We start from the raw sequence: 16,046 nt of genomic DNA, 5'->3' as shown, positions 1-16,046 counted from the left end.
CCTCCATGATCACCCTTGCCGACATCCACCGCCAGTTCCGCACCGACGAGGTCGAGACCACGGCGCTGCGCGCCATCGACCTCAACATCGAGGCCGGCGAGTTCGTCGCCATCATGGGCCCGTCGGGCTGCGGGAAGTCGACCCTGCTCAACATCATGGGCCTGATCGACCGGCCCACCAGCGGCCGCTACCTGTTCAAGGGCCAGGAGGTCATGGACCTGCGCGAGGCCGAGCTGGCCCGCCTGCGCCGCGACAACATCGGCTTCGTCTTCCAGAGCTTCAACCTGATCGACGAGCTGACCATCGCCGAGAACGTCGAGCTGGGCCTGGTCTACCGCCGCTGGGCGGGCAAGGAGCGCAAGGCCCGTGTGGAGGCCGCCATGGACCGCGTGGGCGTCGCCCACCGCGCCCGGCACTATCCCCACCAGCTCTCCGGCGGCCAGCAGCAGCGCGCGGCCATCGCCCGCGCCATCGTCGGCGAGCCCTCGATCATCCTGGCGGACGAGCCCACCGGCAACCTCGACACCGAGAACGGCGAACAGGTCATGGACATCCTGAAGACCCTCAACGGCGAAGGCGCGACCATCGTCATGGTCACCCATTCTCCAGCCCACGCGGACATAGCGAAACGCGTCGTCAACATGCTGGACGGGCAGATCATCGTCTCCGCCCGCCGCGCGGCCTGATCGAGGAGACGTCCGCCATGTGGGGCAACTACGCGCTTTCGCTCTACCGCACGCTCACCCGCCACCGGCTGTACGCCGCGCTCAACACCCTGGGTCTGGCCCTGGGCATCGCCGTCTGCCTGATCCTGCTGCTGGTCGTGCGCTTCGAGAACAGCTTCGACCGCTGGGTGCCCGACGCCGAGCGGATCGTGCGGGTGAACGAGTGGTTCTCCTTCCCCGGCCGGCCGCCGTCCGAGGACGCCTCGACCCAGGCCATCCTGCTGCCGGCGCTGAAGCAGGACTTCCCCCAGATCGAGGCGGGCGCGCGCATCTGGGCCGTCAAGACGATCGTGCGGGCGGGCGACCGGCAATCGTTCGAGGACCTCGCCCTGACCGACCCCGCGATCTTCGACGTCTTCAGCCTGCCGTTCCGGTCCGGAAACGCCGCCACGGCCCTGCCCGACCTCAACAGCCTGGTGGTCAGCGAGACGATGGCCCGCAAGTATTTCGGCACGGTCGATGCGGTGGGCCGCGAGCTCACCGTGGTCGTGGACGGCGCCGCGCGGACCTATCGCGTCACCGGCGTGCTCAAGGACCTGCCGCCGAACAGCCACCTGGAACTGGGCCTGATCGCCCGCTTCGACCTCTCCGTGGTGCCCAGCATGCGCGAGTTCCTGAGCCGGTGGGGCAGCTCGATGCTCTACACCTATCTCAAGCTCCGCTCGCCGGCAGATATCGCCGCCGTCCAGGCCGCCCTGCCCGACTTCATCGACCGGCGCGCCCACGACGCCACCTCCTCGCTTCACCACGAAGTCGCGCAGTACCGCCTGATCCCGCTCGCGGGCATCCACTTCCGCGACGCCAAGACCGGCGCGGCCTTCAAGCCGGGCGCCGACCCCCTGTTCATTGGCGCGCTGGGCGTGATGGGCGTGGTCACCCTGCTGGTGGCGGTGGTGAACTACATCAGCCTGGCCACCGCCCGGGCCGGGATGCGGGCGCGGGAAGTCGCCGTCCGCAAGGTCATGGGCGCCACGCGGCGGGCGCTGGTCGTCCAGTTCGTGGCGGAGTCGGTGGTGATGGCCCTGGCCGCCGGGCTGGTCGCCGCGGCGCTCGCCGAACTCGCCCTGCCGGCGGTCAGCGCGGTGTTGGGCGAGCCGATCCATCTCACCTATTTCGGCGCCGGCGGCGCGGCCTTGCCGCTGGTCGCCCTCTGCGTGGCGGTCGGCCTGCTGTCGGGGGTTTATCCCGCGCTGGTGCTGTCGGGCTTCCGCCCCGCGGCCGTGCTCGCCTCGGCCCGCACGCCTGGCGGCGGTCGCTCCGGCGCGCGGGTGCGCGAAGTGCTCGCGGTCGGCCAGTTCGCCATCGCCATCGGCCTGATGGCTTGCGCGGCGGTCATTTTCGCGCAGATCCAGTACCTTCGGAACGCCGACGTGGGCTTCCGGCGCGACGGCCTGATCGTGATCCAGGGCATCAACGACCCGGCGGTCTCGACCAATATGCGCAGCATGCTCGACGCCTTCCGGCGGCTGCCCGGCGTGGTCTCCGTCACCGCGTCCGACCGCCGGCCGGCCGGCGAGGAGGACAGCAACGGCAACGTGAGCCTCGTCAGCAATCCCAAGGTCGAGCCGATCCTGACCCGCGAACGCGTCGGCGAGGACTACGCCCAGACCTACGGACTTGACCTGCTGGCGGGCCGCTACCTCGACATGAAGCACGGCCTGGACGATCGCGCCTCGCTCAGCGACGAGGTCTACGCCACGCGCGGGGTCAACATCATGATCAACGAGGCGGCCGCCCGCGCCTTCGGCTTCACCCAGCCCTCCAAGATCATCGGCGAGCGGGTCCGCCTGGGCCGCAACCGCTCCGGCATCGAGGTGTTCGCCACCATCATCGGCGTCGTCCGCGATGTCCGCTTCGCCTCGCCCCGGAACCCGCCCGCGCCGCAGTACTACATGCAGGACAGCGGCCTCGCGAACACCGACGCGGCGGCCAACTTCGCCGCGGCGATCCGCGTCTCCGAACCCGACATGCCGGCCGTGACCAAGCGCCTGGAGACGGCGTGGCGCACGCTCGCGCCCGGCGTGCCGCTGCGGGCCGAGACCGTGGATCGCGCGCTCAAGCCCTACTACGACCCCGACGCGCGGCGCGGCCAGCTCTTCGCGGCCGGCTCGGCGCTCTCGACGATCATCGCCTGCCTCGGCCTCTACGGTCTCGCCGCCTTCAACACGGCGCGACGCACCAAGGAGATCGGCATCCGCAAGACGCTGGGCGCCTCCACCGCCGACGTCCTGCGCCTGCTGGTGGGCGAGTTCCTGCGCCCGGTGCTGTGGGCCAACCTGATCGCCTGGCCGGTCGCCTGGTTCGTGATGCGCTCGTGGCTCTCGGGCTTCGACCAGCGGATCGACCTCAACCCGGTCTACTTCCTGGCGCCCAGCCTGGCCGCGATCCTGGTGGCGGTGGTCACCGTGGCCGACCAGACGATCCGGGTGGCGCGCGCCGAACCGTCGCGGGCGCTGCGCTACGAATGAACGATCCGCTAACGGACGGCTAAGGCTGAGCTGCGATAACGGCCGCGGGGCAGAACGTCCCACGGCCTTGGCCGTCCCGTGAAACCAGAGTCGCGTGGTGCCCTACAACAGCATCAATACGAACGTCGGCGCCATGCAGGCCATCGCCGTGTTCAACGCGATCAACACCGAGATGGCCCAGGTGCAGACCCGCATCGCCACCGGCCGCAAGATCAACAGCGCCAAGGACAACCCGGCCATCTGGGCCATCGCCCAGAACCAGCGCGCCGAGGTGAAGGGGCTCGACTCGGTCAAGGCCTCGCTCAACCGCGGGATCTCGGTGGTCGACGTCGCCGTGGACGCCGCCGAGACCATCTCCGACCTGCTCAACCAGATGAAGGAGCTCGCCGTCTCGGCGAACGACTATCCGCTGGGCGATCCGTCGCGCGCGGCCATCAACGAAAACTACCTGGCCCTGCGCAAGCAGATCGACCAGGTGGTCTCCAACGCCAGCTTCGGCGGCCTCAACCTGCTGTCCGCCGGCGGGACCGACAAGGTCCGCGCCCTGGCCAACACCTCGGCGACCTCGACCATCGACGTCGACCACCTCGACCTGTCCACCAGCGGGACCCTGCTCTCGGGCATGCCCGCCGACCTGCTCTCGGGCCTGGGCGCGACCGGCGTCGCCGACATCACGGCCGCCACGACCAACGTCAACAGCGCCATCGCCCGGCTGGGCACGGGCTCCAAGGCCCTGGCCAGCCACCTGGCCTTCGTCGAGAAGCAGCAGGACGCCCTGGAGGCCGGCATCGGCAACCTCGTGGACGCCGACCTCGCCCGGGAGAGCGCGCGCCTCCAGGCCCTCCAGGTGCGCCAGCAGCTGGCCCTCGTGGCCATGCGCATCGCCAACCAGCAGCCCTCGCTGCTGCTCAAGCTTTTCAACTTCAACCGCTAGGGCCCGTCATCCCAGGCCTTGTGCCTGGGATCCCTCGCGAAGCCGCAAAGCCGCAAGTCACCCTGCCCGATCCTGGCCGCCGCCAGAGGGATCCTCGCCACGGGGGCGAGGATGACGGGAGCGGGCCGCCGCCCCTACAGCGTCGGGTCCAGGCCCACCTGCACCAGCATCTTGCCGAAGTTGCCGCCCTTCAGCATCTCGGCGAAGGCGGCCGGGATCGTCTCCAGCCCCTGGCGGATGTCCTCGCGGTAGCGGACCTTCCCCTCGGCGACCCAGCCGGCCATGTCGCGCAGGAAGGCGTCGTGGTGGCCCTCCACATAGTCGCCGACGAACAGGTTCTGCACCGTCACCCCGCGCGCCCGGGCCGCCTCGGCCTCCGCCGCGCCGGCGTTGGCGTCGGGCGCGTCGCCGTAGTGGGCGATCAGCCCGCAGATGGTCATCCGCGCGCCCTTGTTGAACAGCGGCAGCACGGCCTCGAAACAGGCCCCGCCCACATTCTCGAAATAGACGTCCACGCCGTCCGGGCAGGCGGCCTTCAGGTCGGCCGCGAGGCTCGGCGACAGGTGGCTGACGCAGGCGTCGAAGCCCAGCTCCTCCGTCACATAGCGCCGCTTCTCGTCGCGCCCGGCGATCCCCACCACGCGGCAGCCGCGCAGCTTGGCCAGCTGGCCCGCGATCTGGCCCACCCCGCCCGAGGCGGCCGACACCACCACCGTCTCCCCGGCCTTCGGGTCGCACTGCAGGATCATGCCGGCGTAGGCCGTCAGCCCCAGCATCCCCAGCACGCCCACGGCCCACGAGATCGGCCCCAGCGACGGGTCCAGCTTGCGCGGAACCATGTAGCCCGGCCGCGGCACGCCCGCGCCCATCAGGCCGTATTCCGCCCAGCCGTTGGTGTTGAAGACCAGGTCGCCGGGCTCGTAGCCCGCCATCCGGCTCTCGATCACCTGGCTGACCGTGCGCGCGTGGCAGGGCTGGCCGGGCTTGTCGACGCCGCGGCGCTTGTAGCCCCACTGGTAGGGATCGAGGGACACGTAGATCGTCCGCGTCAGCGCCTGGCCCTCGGCCGGCGCGGGCATCGGCCCCTCGCGCAGCTCGAACGTCTCCGCGTCAGGCCAGGCCGGCACGGGCTTGCCCGAAAGCGTCCAGTATCGGTTCATCGCCGCTTCTCCTCCCGTCCCCCTATCGCGCCCGCGAGTGAGTCCCGCTATTAGGCGCGGGCATGAGCGCCCCTGCCCCCCGGACCCTGGCCGAGAAGGCCGCCGAGTATGGCCTGAAGCCCGAGGAATACAGCCTCATCGTCAGGCGGCTGAACCGCGAGCCCAACGACGTCGAGCTCGGCGTCTTCTCGGTGATGTGGTCCGAGCACTGTTCCTACAAGTCCTCGAAGACGCATCTGGGCAAGTTCCCCACCAAGGGCCCCAGGGTGATCTGCGGCCCGGGCGAGAACGCCGGCGTCATCGATATCGGCGACGGGCAGGCCTGCATCTTCAAGATGGAGAGCCACAACCACCCCTCCTACATCGAGCCCTACCAGGGCGCAGCCACCGGCGTCGGCGGGATCATGCGCGACGTCTTCACCATGGGCGCGCGGCCCGTGGCCCTCTTGAACGCCCTGCGCTTCGGCGACCCCAGCCACCCGAAGACCAAGCGCCTCGTCTCGGGCGTAGTCGCCGGCATCGGCGGCTACGGCAACTGCGTGGGCGTGCCCACCGTGGCGGGCGAGACCAATTTCCACCGCGGCTACGACGGCAACATCCTGGTCAACGCCATGTGCGTGGGCCTGGCCGACGCCGACAAGATCTTCTACTCCGCCGCCCCCGCCGCCGGCCTTCCGGTGGTCTATTTCGGCTCCAAGACCGGCCGCGACGGCATCCACGGCGCCACCATGGCCTCGGCCGAATTCTCGGAAGACGCCGAGGAGAAGCGCCCCACCGTCCAGGTCGGCGACCCCTTCGCCGAGAAGCTCCTGATCGAGGCCACGCTGGAGCTGATGGCCTCCGGCGCCGTCGCCGCCATCCAGGACATGGGCGCCGCCGGCCTCACCTCCTCCTCGGTCGAGATGGCCGGCAAGGGCGGCGTCGGCATCGAGCTCGATCTCGACGCCGTGCCCCAGCGCGAAGAGGGGATGACCGCCTACGAGATGATGCTGAGCGAGAGCCAGGAGCGGATGCTGGCCATCCTCAAGCCCGGCCGCGAACGCGACGGCCACGCGATCTTCGAGAAATGGGGCCTCGACGCCGCCATCATCGGCCAGACCACCGACACCGGCCACCTCGGGCTCAAGCACCACGGCGAGACCGTCGCCGACGTGCCGCTCGCGCCCCTGTTCGACGACGCGCCGCTCTACGACCGGCCCTGGACGGCGCCGCAGGCCCCGGCCCGCCTCGACCCGTCCGACCTGCCCACGCCCGGCGACCTCAAGGCCGCGATCCTCAAGCTCATGTCCTGCGCCGACATGGCGTCGAAGCGCTGGCTCTGGGAGCAGTACGACCGCCACGTGATGGCCGACACCCTGGAGGACTCCGCCACCGGCGCCGACGCCGGCATCGTCCGCGTCCACGGCACCAGGAAGGCGCTGGCCGTCACCTCCGACGTCACCCCGCGCTACGTCCAGAACGACCCCTACGAGGGCGGCAAGCAGGCGGTCGCCGAGGCCTGGCGCAACCTCGTGGCCGTCGGCGCCGAGCCCATCGCCATCACCGACAACCTCAACTTCGGCAATCCCGAGCGCCCGGCCATCATGGGCCAGATCGTCCGCGCCATCGACGGCATGGCCGAGGCCTGCGCCGCCCTCGACTTCCCCGTCGTGAGCGGCAACGTCAGCCTCTACAACGAGACCAACGGCGCCGCCATTCCGCCCACCCCCACGGTCGGCGGCGTGGGCCTGATCGCCGACTACGCCCGCCGCGCCGACTTCGCCTCGATGAAGGCGGGCGACGTCATCGTCCTGCTGGGCGCCACCAAGGGCGAGTTCGGCGCCTCGATGTACCTGCGCGAGATCGCCGGGCGCGAGGACGGCGCGCCCCCGCCCGTCGACCTGGCCCTGGAGAAGAAGACCGGCGACCTCGTGCGCGGCCTGATCGAGGCCGGGACCGTCGGCGTCTGCCACGACCTCTCCGACGGCGGCCTGGCCGCCGCCCTCTGCGAGCTGTGCCTGGCCTCGGGCGTCGGCTGCGACCTGCGCCTTGAGGGCCGGCCCTGGGTGACGCTCTTCGCCGAGGATCAGGCCCGCTACCTCGTCGCCCTCAACGACCCGACCCCGGTGCTGCAGGCCGCCCGCGCGGCCGGCGTCCCCGCCGCGATCCTGGGCGAGGCGGCCGGCGAGGCCATCGTCGTCGACCGCACCCTGAACCTCCCCCTCGCCGAGCTCCGCGCCGCCTACGAGGGCTGGATGCCGGGGTTCATGGGGGAGTGAGGTCGTCCCGGGCGAAGCGCGGCGGAGACCCGGGATGACAGGAGTTCTCGACGCGCCCCGTTTCCCCTTGCGCCCCGTTTCCCCTTGCGCCCCGTTCCCCTTTGCGCCCCGTTCCCCCTTGCGCCCCTGGGCGCGCTCGATTGCGAACCACGGATTTCACGGATGAGCGCGGATCGGCGCGCCGCTCATCCGTGAAATCCGTGCGATCCGTGGTTCAAGTCCCGGCTGCAGCGCAGCCTATGGAGCGCTATCCGTGACCGACAGCCCCCTCGCCGCCCTCGCCCGCGCCGCCGAGGCCGCCTACATCTTCACCCTGCCGCTGATGGAGGTGGCGTCCGCGCGCACGGCCGTCTTCGCGGGCGGCGCCCCGCGCAACACCTTCGCCCACGGCCGCGACCTGGTGGACCACACCATGCGCGCCATCACCACGCCCAACAACGACACCCTCTACTCCTCGGCCCACGTGGAGCTGTCGAAGGGGCCGGTCACCCTCACCGTCCCGCCCTCGGGCGCGCGCTATGTCTCGCTGGCGCTGATGGACGCCTACACCAACAACTTCTGCATCCTGGGCACGCGCACCACCGGTCCGGACGGCGGCCGCTACACCCTGGTCGGCCCGCGCGAGGCCGCCGAGGGCCCCAACGTCATCCGCGCCCCCACCAACCGTGTCTGGGCCCTGGCCCGCATCCTGGTGGACGGCCCGCACGACCTGGAGGCCGCCCGCGCCGTCCAGGCGGGCTTCCTCATGCAGGGCCCGGCGCCCGACCCGGAGGGGCCCTACGCCAACCGCGACGCCCCCTGGGCCGAATACTTCGCCAGCGCCGCCCAGCTCCTGGCCCGCAACCCGCCGCCCATCGCCGACACGGCCATGCTGGCGGCCATGGCGCCGCTGGGCCTCGAGGCCTTCGACCCGACGCGCTTCTCGCCCGAGGAGGCCGAGGCCATCGCCGCCGGCGTGGAGCGCGGCCGCACCGCCGGCCGCCGCAGCGGCCTGCGCCGGCCCACCTTCGTCCAGGGCTGGACCTACCCCTACGCCCGCCTCGGCGACTTCGGCCAGGAGTACGACTACCGCGCCGCCGTCGCCATCAACGGCCTGGCCGCCCTGCCGCCCGAGGAGGCGATGTACATGCGCGCCCAGGGCGACCTGCCGCGCGCCCTGTGCGACGGGGCGGCGAACTGGCGCCTGCGCTTCCCCGCCGACCGCCTGCTGCCGGTGAACTCGTTCTGGTCGCTGACCCTCTACGAGGCCACCGACGACGGCCAGTTCTTCTTCGCCGACAACGAGATCGGCCGCTACGCCATCGGCGACCGCACCCCGGGCCTCACCTACGACCCCGACGGCTCGCTCGACATCTGGATCGGCCACGACCGCCCGGACGACGCCCGTTTCGGCAACTGGCTCCCGGCGCCCCGCGGCCCCTTCGCCCTCTTCCTGCGCGCCTACCTGCCCAAGCCCGAACTCCTCCACGGCGCCTACCTCCTGCCGCCCCTGGAGCGCCTGGAGAACTGAGCCAAGCCCCGGCCAACAGCTTGAAGACGTCATGGCCCGGCTTGTCCGGGCCACCCATGAACGCCGAGCAGGCAGGCCAGGACGCGGCGACGCCGCGCTTGCCACGTCGCAGCGTTCGCCTATTGTTCCAACAGGCGCCATCATGGAGTGAAAGCCTTGCGGAACACCCTTCTCGCCCTGGCGCTCGGCGGCGGCGCCGGCCTGATCGTCGCTGTCGGCGTCACCGCCGGCGGCCCGCCCGGGCAGGACCCCGCGATGGCGCCGCTTCAAGATGGCCTCTACCGGCTCGCCGACGGCAAGGTGATCTGCAAGGTCGTCGGCGGCTGGATCGCCTGCTCGAACGGGCGCGTCCAGATCCTCTGCGTCGACGACCGCTGCAGCCCCCACTACCTGGATGCCCTGCCCGAGCCCTACGCCATCGGCGCGGCCGAAGAGGCGTCGAGCGCCATAAGGGTCTTGCGCCCCAACATTTCCTGGGACCTCGGTCGCATGGGCTGCAGAACCAGTCGCACGCACATCGAGTGCCGCGTCATAGACTACCTCGGCGGCTTCCAGATGAGCGGCCTGTTCGCCCGCAACGTCGACTGGGACGACGCCCCGCCCGGCTGGCCCTGGGACGGCCGCACCCACACCGTCAAGGATCGGGTCCCTGGTATCTAGCGATGCCGTCGCGCATGCGCTGAGGCGGAGCACCCTTCCTCTCCCGCGCCCCGCGGGAGAGGGGGACCGTCGGCCGAGGCCGAAGGCCGCAGAGCCGATGGTGGAGAGGGCAAGCCCCAGGCGCACGCCCCACCGACGCCGCGCTTGCCACACAGTCGCGTTCGCTTATTGTTCCAACAGGCGCCATCATGGAGTGAAAGCCTTGCGGAACACCCTTCTCGCCCTGGCGCTCGGCGGCGGCGTCGGCCTGATCGTCGGCGCTGGATTGGCTGCCGCAGGGTCCCGTCCAGGCGCCCGCCCGTCGGAATCCAGCGCGATCATTCCATTTGCGGACGGCCTCTACACAATCGCGGATCGGTCCGTCACATGTCGGGTCAATGGGGGATGGATCGCTTGCGCGAACGGACGCGTCACCATCGCCTGCAAGAACGACCAATGTCGCGCCAACTACTATCACGACGACTACCCGGACGAGCTTCACGTGCTCCAGTCGGATGAGCAGGCAAAGCACGCCAAGGTCTTGCGCCCGGGCGGCTATTGGGATCTCGGCCGGATGGGCTGCCACACCAGCCGCACGCATATCGAATGCGACGTGATGGACTTCAACGGCGGCTTCCAGATGAGCGGGCTCTTTTCCCGCAACGTCGACTGGAACGATGCTCCGCCCGGCTGGCCGTGGGACGGCCGCACCTACACCGAAAAGGATCGAATGCCGGGCGTCTAGCGATGCCCGCGCCCATGCGGCGATGGGCGAGGCGCGTCGGCGCCTGCCCCTGGCGCCGCCCCGGTCAGGCGCCGAAGTAGCGGCGCGTCGCGACGATCCCGAGATTGCGGTCGAAGATCACCAGCCGCACGTCACGCCCGGTGTCGCTGATCCGGATCGCGATCTCGCCGGCGACGCGCTCGGCATTCCCGCCCGAGCAATAGTAGGTGGGCTCCAGGGGAAGGTCGCAGTCGAGCCACCAGCCTTCCGAACCGGGGCGTAGGGTCATTTCCACCTGGCGCATCGCGCTTCCTGTCTCCCCCAACCGCCACCCTAGACCTCTCCAGCAGAGCGCGGGGGCTGTGTACGTTTTCGGACACGTATTCAGGTTGCTGATGTCGTCCTCGATTTGCGAGGCTCGTCCGACATGCTGGACCGCCTCGGGGTCGTCCGGGGCCGGGTCCGGCCGCATTCCGCGGCCACCGGCGGATGTCGGGGCATCGCGGATGAATTTCGAGCCGGACGACATCGCCGAGCTTCGGACGGCCCTGACCCGCAAGGAGCGCGAACTGCGCGAGGCGCACCATCGCATCGCCAACAGCCTGCAACTCGCCTGCGGCTTCCTCGAACGCCAGGGCCGGGGCTTCGACGATCCGGCCGTGCGCGAAGCATTCACCATGGCCGCGGCGCGCCTGAAGGCTGTCGGCAAGGTCCACCGGCACCTCTATACGCACAGCGCCGATTCACAGGTCGATCTGAAGCCCTTTCTGGCCGACTTCTGCCCGGAGATCGCCGAGAGCACCGGCCTCGAGTGCAGCATCGACGCCGAGTCCGTGATCGTGCCGGGCGAGGTGGCCCAGGATCTGGCCATCGTCATCAACGAGCTCTGCCTCAACGCGGCCAAGCACGGCTACGCGGGCAAGGGCGGCGGGCGCGTCTGCATTCGGTGCCGCCGCGAGGAGGCCCACCTGCGCCTGGTCGTCGCCGACGGGGGCCTGGGTCTGCCCGACAACTTCTCTCCCAGCCGGGGGCGCGGCCTGGGCCTGTCGGTGATCCGCGCGATCACGCGCCAGCTTGGCGGCCGCTTCGACGCCAGTTCGGAGTCCGGGGCCCGCTTCACCCTGACCATTCCGCTCGCTCAGCTTTCGAGAAGCCTCGCGTAGTCGGCCTCCGGCCCGCCGTAGCCGCCGTTGGACGCCTCGATCAGGCCCTCGCGGTCGATGATCGAGACGACGCCGCGCGTCGAGCGGATCAGGCCGTCGCCCTCCAGGAAGTGCAACGCCACCGTCACCCCGGGCCTTCGCACGCCCAGCATGATCGACAGGAACTCGTGCGTGAACTCGAACTCGTCGCCCAGGCGGTCGTGGGCCATCACCAGCCAGCGTGCGAGACGCTCCTCGATCGTCGCGCGGCCGTTCGACACCGCGGTCTGCGCGATCTGGCTCAGGAACACGTGGGCGTAGCGCAGCAGGCGCACGCGCAGCGTGGGGCTCTGTTCGAGGCACGCGACCAACCTGGCCGCCTCGATGCCGACCGCCTTGGCGGGCGCCTGCATGAACGCGTCGTTGAGGGCTATGTCGTCCCCGAGGACCAAGCCCAGCCCGCTCATGCCTTCGAAGCCGATGAGGCCGACCTCCACCTCTCGGCCGCCCTTCGAGCGGGCCACCACCGAGGCCAATCCCGTTTCGAAGAAGTAGGCGTAGGGAATCCGCTCGCGGGACCTTTCGATGTTTTCGCGGAATTGAAGGTCGATGGGTTCCAGGGCGGGCTTCAAGAGGTCGAGGTCGGCGTTCGAAAGCCCGGCGAGCAACTTGTTCCTGAACGGTGGCGCGGCGTCAGGCATTCGGCCTCTTTTCTGCTTGAAGTCGTTGGCCCTCCGCCGCGGTGAACAACGTGACCTGAGCCGAGACGTTCCGCCTGCCGGCCCGGCGTCCGGGCGTTTCGGGACGCATCCGCGCCGGCCGACCTTGACATTTTAGGTTCCCTATGTTCTCTTTTTGTTCATGTCTGGCGACGGCAGTTGTATACTTTATGGAACAGACCTAGATTCGCTCTGACAGGCCTGCGCTCCGATAAGTAGATAGCCGCCCTCGGGATCGAGGATAGAATGTCACCCTTCCCCGTCAGCGGGACGTCCGAAGGTTCCGAACTGGTACATCCCCTCAGGGAGTCCAGTGATCATCTCGAACTCGCGCAGCGACATGACGTTCGTAAGAGGTTCGGCGACTGTACCGAGGCTGAGCGTCTCGAACGCGTCCACAACGCCCGCGAAATCCTTGATCAGATCCTCAATCGTTGGGAGGAGTTCCCGCCCTTCGAAGGGTCCCTGATTGGGAAATACGAGCCGGAAGTCGACGGCTGAAACGCCGAGCGTCGCGGCTGGGTGATTGCGCGGATCGAAGAAACCACTCGTGGGTTCGGTTCCGGCCAGAAGTTCTCCTGACGTAACGCCGCCGCCGTTAGGGCTTCTGATGTGGCCTGCGACGGGCAGGAGCGCCTGATGCTTGTCGATGATGTCTAGTTCGTGGACGCCGCGCAGCACGTCGTTTCCGCCGGGATACGGTTTCATTTGGCGTACGAGGTCGTGGGCCTCTTTCGGGGCGCCCGCCATTCGTCTTTCGATCATTGCGTCTAGCTCTTCGGCGCGCTTTGCGAACGGGAAGTAGACATTGTCGAGGGGGGCGGTTGGATCGGCGATCCGCACAACGTCGCAGGCCATGAGGTCTAGCGAGGCGCGCAGATTGTGGATGACGTCGCCGATGATTGGAGCCCATGTCGGGGGGACGGCCTCCTTGATCCTGACCGCCCAGGCCCAAAGCGTTTCGTTTTCTGGATGGGGCTCTACCAGCGAATAAATTGGCCGCCGCGCCATGAAGGCCGCGACTTCGCCTCGCAGAATGGCGACATGCTGAGCGGCGCGACCTATCTTCAGTCGTGAGGCGAGGAAAGGTTGCATGACCGATAAGCCCCCCAAGGATGAACCTGGCGCTCAAGAGCGCTTTGAACGCGGCGTGGCGAACGCGCTGAAGATGCCGCCGAAGCCGCACAAGCCGGCCCAGCCGAGAAAGACTCGCAAGGCCAAGCCTTAAGTATAAGCTTGGTTCATGGCTGACGATGAACCTGTGAAGGGTCTGCCGCCCAACTTGATGAGCCTGCTGGGTCGTTCTCTGGAGGAGGGCGACACGACGAAGCGTCCGGAGGCGCTGCATGAAGCGGCGTTTTGTACTTGTCACGGAACCTCTTACCCCCGAGCAGGAGCGCCAGATCGCGGCGGCGCTTCCAGGTCCAAATATTGGATGGTGGCATCATCTGCCAAACACGTGGCTGATTGTTGATCTCAGCGGCGCGGCGATCAGCGCGGAGAGCCTCCAGGGATTGCTTACCGGGATCGCGCCGGCCGCGAGAATGTTCGTTACTGAGGTGTCATACGGAAGTCCGTGGACCATAAGGTACAGCCTTTCCCAGCCGCATGAGCTTCAGTGGGTGCAGGACTACTGGGCGGCGCCCTGACGGCGCTTCGCCAGAAGCTTCCTCGCCTTCTGCTTACGCGTGCGCGGCTTCACGAGGCCGCCGATAGGTCAGGCGTTTGCCCGTGGTGGCCTTGAGCATTTCGTTGGCGCGCATGGCGTCGGTGAAGCCCAGATCGGCGCGGGTGTTGTAGCGGAAATCGAACTCGGCGAGGTAGCGGCCAAGGTGGGCTTCGGAGACGTGGTGGAACGTCCCGATCACGCCGCGCTTCAGGATCGAGAAGTAGTTTTCCACCGTGTTGGAGTGGTGGAAGCCCGCACGGACGTACTCGCCCGCGACGTGATCGACGGCGCTGTGCTTGGCGAACTCACGGCCCACGGCGGGGTACATGCGGGCGCCGTCCGTCATGAGGTGCGACGCGCGGTCGACGTTCTTCACGATGATGGGGCGCAGGGTCTTCGCCGTGACGCGGGGAACGTGGAACGAACGGGCGTGGCCGTCGCGCTCAACGAGCGTCAGGACGGCTTGCTTGCCGCCGAAGACGTCCATCTTCGCGTTGCGCTTGTTGCGGTGCTTGTTGCTCTCTTTCCCGCCGACATAGGTTTCGTCGGCTTCAACGACCTTGCCTTCGCCGCCGAGCCCGCCTTCGGGAGCCATGTTCATGGCCTCACGGATGCGATGGGCCATGAACCACGCGCTCTTGTAGGTGATCCCCAAAGAGCGGTGGAGCTGGTGAGCGGAGACGCCCTTCTTGCTGGACGCCATGAGGCGGAAGGCGAGCATCCACTTCGCGAGCCCGATGTGCGAGCGCTCGAAGATCGTGCCGACGGTGACCGTGAACTTCGTACGGCAGGACTTGCAGATGTAGGTGCCGGGACGCGTGGACTTGCCTTGAAGCTCCGTGACCTTCTCCGCCTCGCCGCAATGGGGGCAGTACGCGCCATCGGGCCAGCGCTGCGCCTCCAGGTGAAGGCGGGCGGCTTCGTCGTCGTGGAAGATTTTGTCGGTGAGATTCATCGGCTTGCTCCGTCCCTGATTTTGTATCAGGTCGAGCTTGTTCCATCAAGTATATAACTGCCCTGGCGACGCCCTCGACATCGACCCCCAGGCCCTCCTGGCCGACGCTGCGCGGATGGCGCATGCGGCGATGGGCGAGGCGCATCGGCGGATGATGGCGGCCAAGGACGACGAAGCCTTCGAGCGGCTGGGGCGCGTCTTCCAGCGCGAGTGCCGCAACCTGCGCCAGACGCTGGCGCTGCGCGACCGGCTGGGGCGCGAGGCGGCGTCGGAGGCCAGGGCCGAGCGCACGGCGCGGGCGGCCGCCGTCCGGGAGCGAGCCGAGACCGTGCGCCGCGAGGCGGCCGAGCAGGTGCGGCGCTTCATCTGGACCGAATACGAACGGCCCGACTGGACGGCCGCGGCCGTGGGCGACGTGAAGTTCCAGCTTTCCGAACTGCCCGACGAGGAGCTCGCCGAGACTCCCGTCGCGGCCCTGGTCGCCCGCCTGCTGGCCGAGCTGGGCCTGGCCCCGCGCCCCGAGGCGCCCGCCCGGCCCTGGCGCAGCCGCGCCGCGCAAGCCGCCTGCCCCGCCGACACCTCCTGAGATCCCCCACGCCTGTCATCCCGGTTTCGGCGCAGCCGAAGACCGGGACCCCATCGCGCCAAAGTCGGCGAGTCCGCACGGCGTCGCCGCGCATCCTCCCAGGACCCTGGGCCTAGGGGTCCCGGTCTTCCGCCTCACGGCGGAAACCGGGATGACATGGGGTATTTCGCGCCGCAGGCGCGCTCGTCTCCGAACCACGGATGTCACGGATCGCACGGATTCGACGCGGCGCTCATCCGCGTCATCCGTGCAATCCGTGGTTCGCATCCCCGCCGGTCCACGGCGGTCGACGCGGCCCCTAAGGGTCGACCCGCGCCTCGGCGTAGCCCGACAGCACCTCGACCCCGTCCTGGTTCTTGGTCGAGACGTCCATCTCCACCAGGTCGCCGTTCACGGCCTTGATGGTGGCGGTGGCCTCCAGGGTGTCGCCCGGCCAGACCTGGCTGGTGAAGCGCACGCCGTACTTGGTCAGCCGCGCGTCGCCCACATAGTCGGTCAGCATCTTGCCGGTCATGCCCATGGTCAGCATCCCGTGGGCGAACACCGAGGGATAGCCG

At 69.1% G+C, this 16,046-nt stretch carries 17 protein-coding genes; 11 read left to right on the top strand and 6 right to left on the bottom strand.

The features are described from left to right. The first annotated feature begins 5 nt into the window (after positions 1–5). The 3 genes from GC203_RS13495 (at position 6) to GC203_RS13485 (ending at position 4,127) form a co-directional block, all read left to right on the top strand. A complete protein-coding gene (locus GC203_RS13495) occupies positions 6–686 on the top strand; it encodes an ABC transporter ATP-binding protein (protein ID WP_293455287.1) in 681 nt (226 codons plus the stop codon). 17 nt (positions 687–703) lie between these two features. Beyond that, positions 704–3,193, top strand: coding sequence for an ABC transporter permease (locus GC203_RS13490; RefSeq protein ID WP_293455283.1), 2,490 nt, complete (start codon positions 704–706; stop codon positions 3,191–3,193). A gap of 97 nt (positions 3,194–3,290) precedes the next feature. Then, a complete protein-coding gene (locus GC203_RS13485) occupies positions 3,291–4,127 on the top strand; it encodes a flagellin (protein ID WP_293455281.1) in 837 nt (278 codons plus the stop codon). A gap of 134 nt (positions 4,128–4,261) precedes the next feature. On the opposite strand, the gene GC203_RS13480 is transcribed toward GC203_RS13485, so the two are convergent. After that, complete coding sequence (locus GC203_RS13480; protein WP_293455279.1) at positions 4,262–5,287, bottom strand: NADP-dependent oxidoreductase; 1,026 nt, start codon at positions 5,285–5,287, stop codon at positions 4,262–4,264. A 62-nt stretch (positions 5,288–5,349) separates the two neighbouring features. Here GC203_RS13480 and purL point away from each other — a divergent pair, with 62 nt between their 5' ends. The 4 genes from purL to GC203_RS13460 all read left to right on the top strand — a co-directional run bounded on the left by purL (position 5,350) and on the right by GC203_RS13460 (position 10,439). Continuing rightward, positions 5,350–7,545: a phosphoribosylformylglycinamidine synthase subunit PurL gene (gene purL, locus GC203_RS13475; protein WP_293455277.1), complete on the top strand. Its 2,196-nt coding sequence runs from the start codon at positions 5,350–5,352 to the stop codon at positions 7,543–7,545. Between the two features lie 253 nt (positions 7,546–7,798). Continuing rightward, complete coding sequence (locus GC203_RS13470; protein ID WP_293455274.1) at positions 7,799–9,055, top strand: DUF1254 domain-containing protein; 1,257 nt, start codon at positions 7,799–7,801, stop codon at positions 9,053–9,055. Between the two features lie 156 nt (positions 9,056–9,211). Beyond that, a complete protein-coding gene (locus tag GC203_RS13465; protein ID WP_293455271.1) occupies positions 9,212–9,715 on the top strand; it encodes a hypothetical protein in 504 nt (167 codons plus the stop codon). 202 nt (positions 9,716–9,917) lie between these two features. Further along, positions 9,918–10,439, top strand: a complete 522-nt coding sequence (locus tag GC203_RS13460; RefSeq protein ID WP_293455268.1) for a hypothetical protein — start codon at positions 9,918–9,920, stop codon at positions 10,437–10,439. A 64-nt stretch (positions 10,440–10,503) separates the two neighbouring features. Here the strand turns inward: GC203_RS13460 and GC203_RS13455 are convergent, their stop codons facing one another. Beyond that, positions 10,504–10,722, bottom strand: coding sequence for a hypothetical protein (locus GC203_RS13455; protein WP_293455265.1), 219 nt, complete (start codon positions 10,720–10,722; stop codon positions 10,504–10,506). 202 nt (positions 10,723–10,924) lie between these two features. Between GC203_RS13455 and GC203_RS13450 the strand changes: the two genes are divergently transcribed. Continuing rightward, positions 10,925–11,581, top strand: a complete 657-nt coding sequence (locus tag GC203_RS13450; RefSeq protein ID WP_293455262.1) for a sensor histidine kinase — start codon at positions 10,925–10,927, stop codon at positions 11,579–11,581. Here GC203_RS13450 and GC203_RS13445 read toward each other — a convergent pair. Further along, positions 11,557–12,261, bottom strand: a complete 705-nt coding sequence (locus GC203_RS13445) for a Crp/Fnr family transcriptional regulator (protein WP_293455259.1) — start codon at positions 12,259–12,261, stop codon at positions 11,557–11,559. The genes GC203_RS13450 and GC203_RS13445 overlap by 25 nt on opposite strands. 267 nt (positions 12,262–12,528) lie before the next feature. Then, positions 12,529–13,374, bottom strand: a complete 846-nt coding sequence (locus GC203_RS13440; RefSeq protein ID WP_293455256.1) for a hypothetical protein — start codon at positions 13,372–13,374, stop codon at positions 12,529–12,531. Here GC203_RS13440 and GC203_RS13435 point away from each other — a divergent pair. Both GC203_RS13435 and GC203_RS13430 read left to right on the top strand, forming a co-directional pair. After that, the gene (locus tag GC203_RS13435) at positions 13,373–13,507 is read left to right on the top strand and encodes a hypothetical protein (RefSeq protein WP_293455253.1); all 135 of its coding nucleotides are present in this window, start codon (positions 13,373–13,375) and stop codon (positions 13,505–13,507) included. The two genes, GC203_RS13440 and GC203_RS13435, sit on opposite strands and share 2 nt — an antisense overlap. Before the next feature lie 118 nt (positions 13,508–13,625). Then, positions 13,626–13,928: a hypothetical protein gene (locus GC203_RS13430; RefSeq protein WP_293455251.1), complete on the top strand. Its 303-nt coding sequence runs from the start codon at positions 13,626–13,628 to the stop codon at positions 13,926–13,928. A 33-nt stretch (positions 13,929–13,961) separates the two neighbouring features. Here GC203_RS13430 and GC203_RS13425 read toward each other — a convergent pair whose 3' ends face one another. Next, positions 13,962–14,903, bottom strand: coding sequence for an IS1595 family transposase (locus tag GC203_RS13425; RefSeq protein ID WP_293455249.1), 942 nt, complete (start codon positions 14,901–14,903; stop codon positions 13,962–13,964). Between the two features lie 37 nt (positions 14,904–14,940). Here GC203_RS13425 and GC203_RS13420 point away from each other — a divergent pair, with 37 nt between their 5' ends. After that, entirely contained in the window at positions 14,941–15,489 is a 549-nt protein-coding gene (locus GC203_RS13420; RefSeq protein ID WP_293455246.1) for a hypothetical protein, read from the top strand. Between the two features lie 298 nt (positions 15,490–15,787). Here the strand turns inward: GC203_RS13420 and GC203_RS13415 are convergent. Further along, positions 15,788–16,046: MaoC/PaaZ C-terminal domain-containing protein (locus tag GC203_RS13415; RefSeq protein WP_293455243.1), on the bottom strand; the 259-nt coding region annotated here is incomplete at its 5' end.

Origin of the sequence: Phenylobacterium sp. (assembly GCF_016124325.1) — a bacterium.
In the GTDB taxonomy this organism is placed as follows: Bacteria; Pseudomonadota; Alphaproteobacteria; order Caulobacterales; family Caulobacteraceae; genus Phenylobacterium.
The sequence above is the reverse complement of the archived record's forward strand: the minus strand, read 5'-3'. Positions and strand labels throughout refer to the sequence as shown.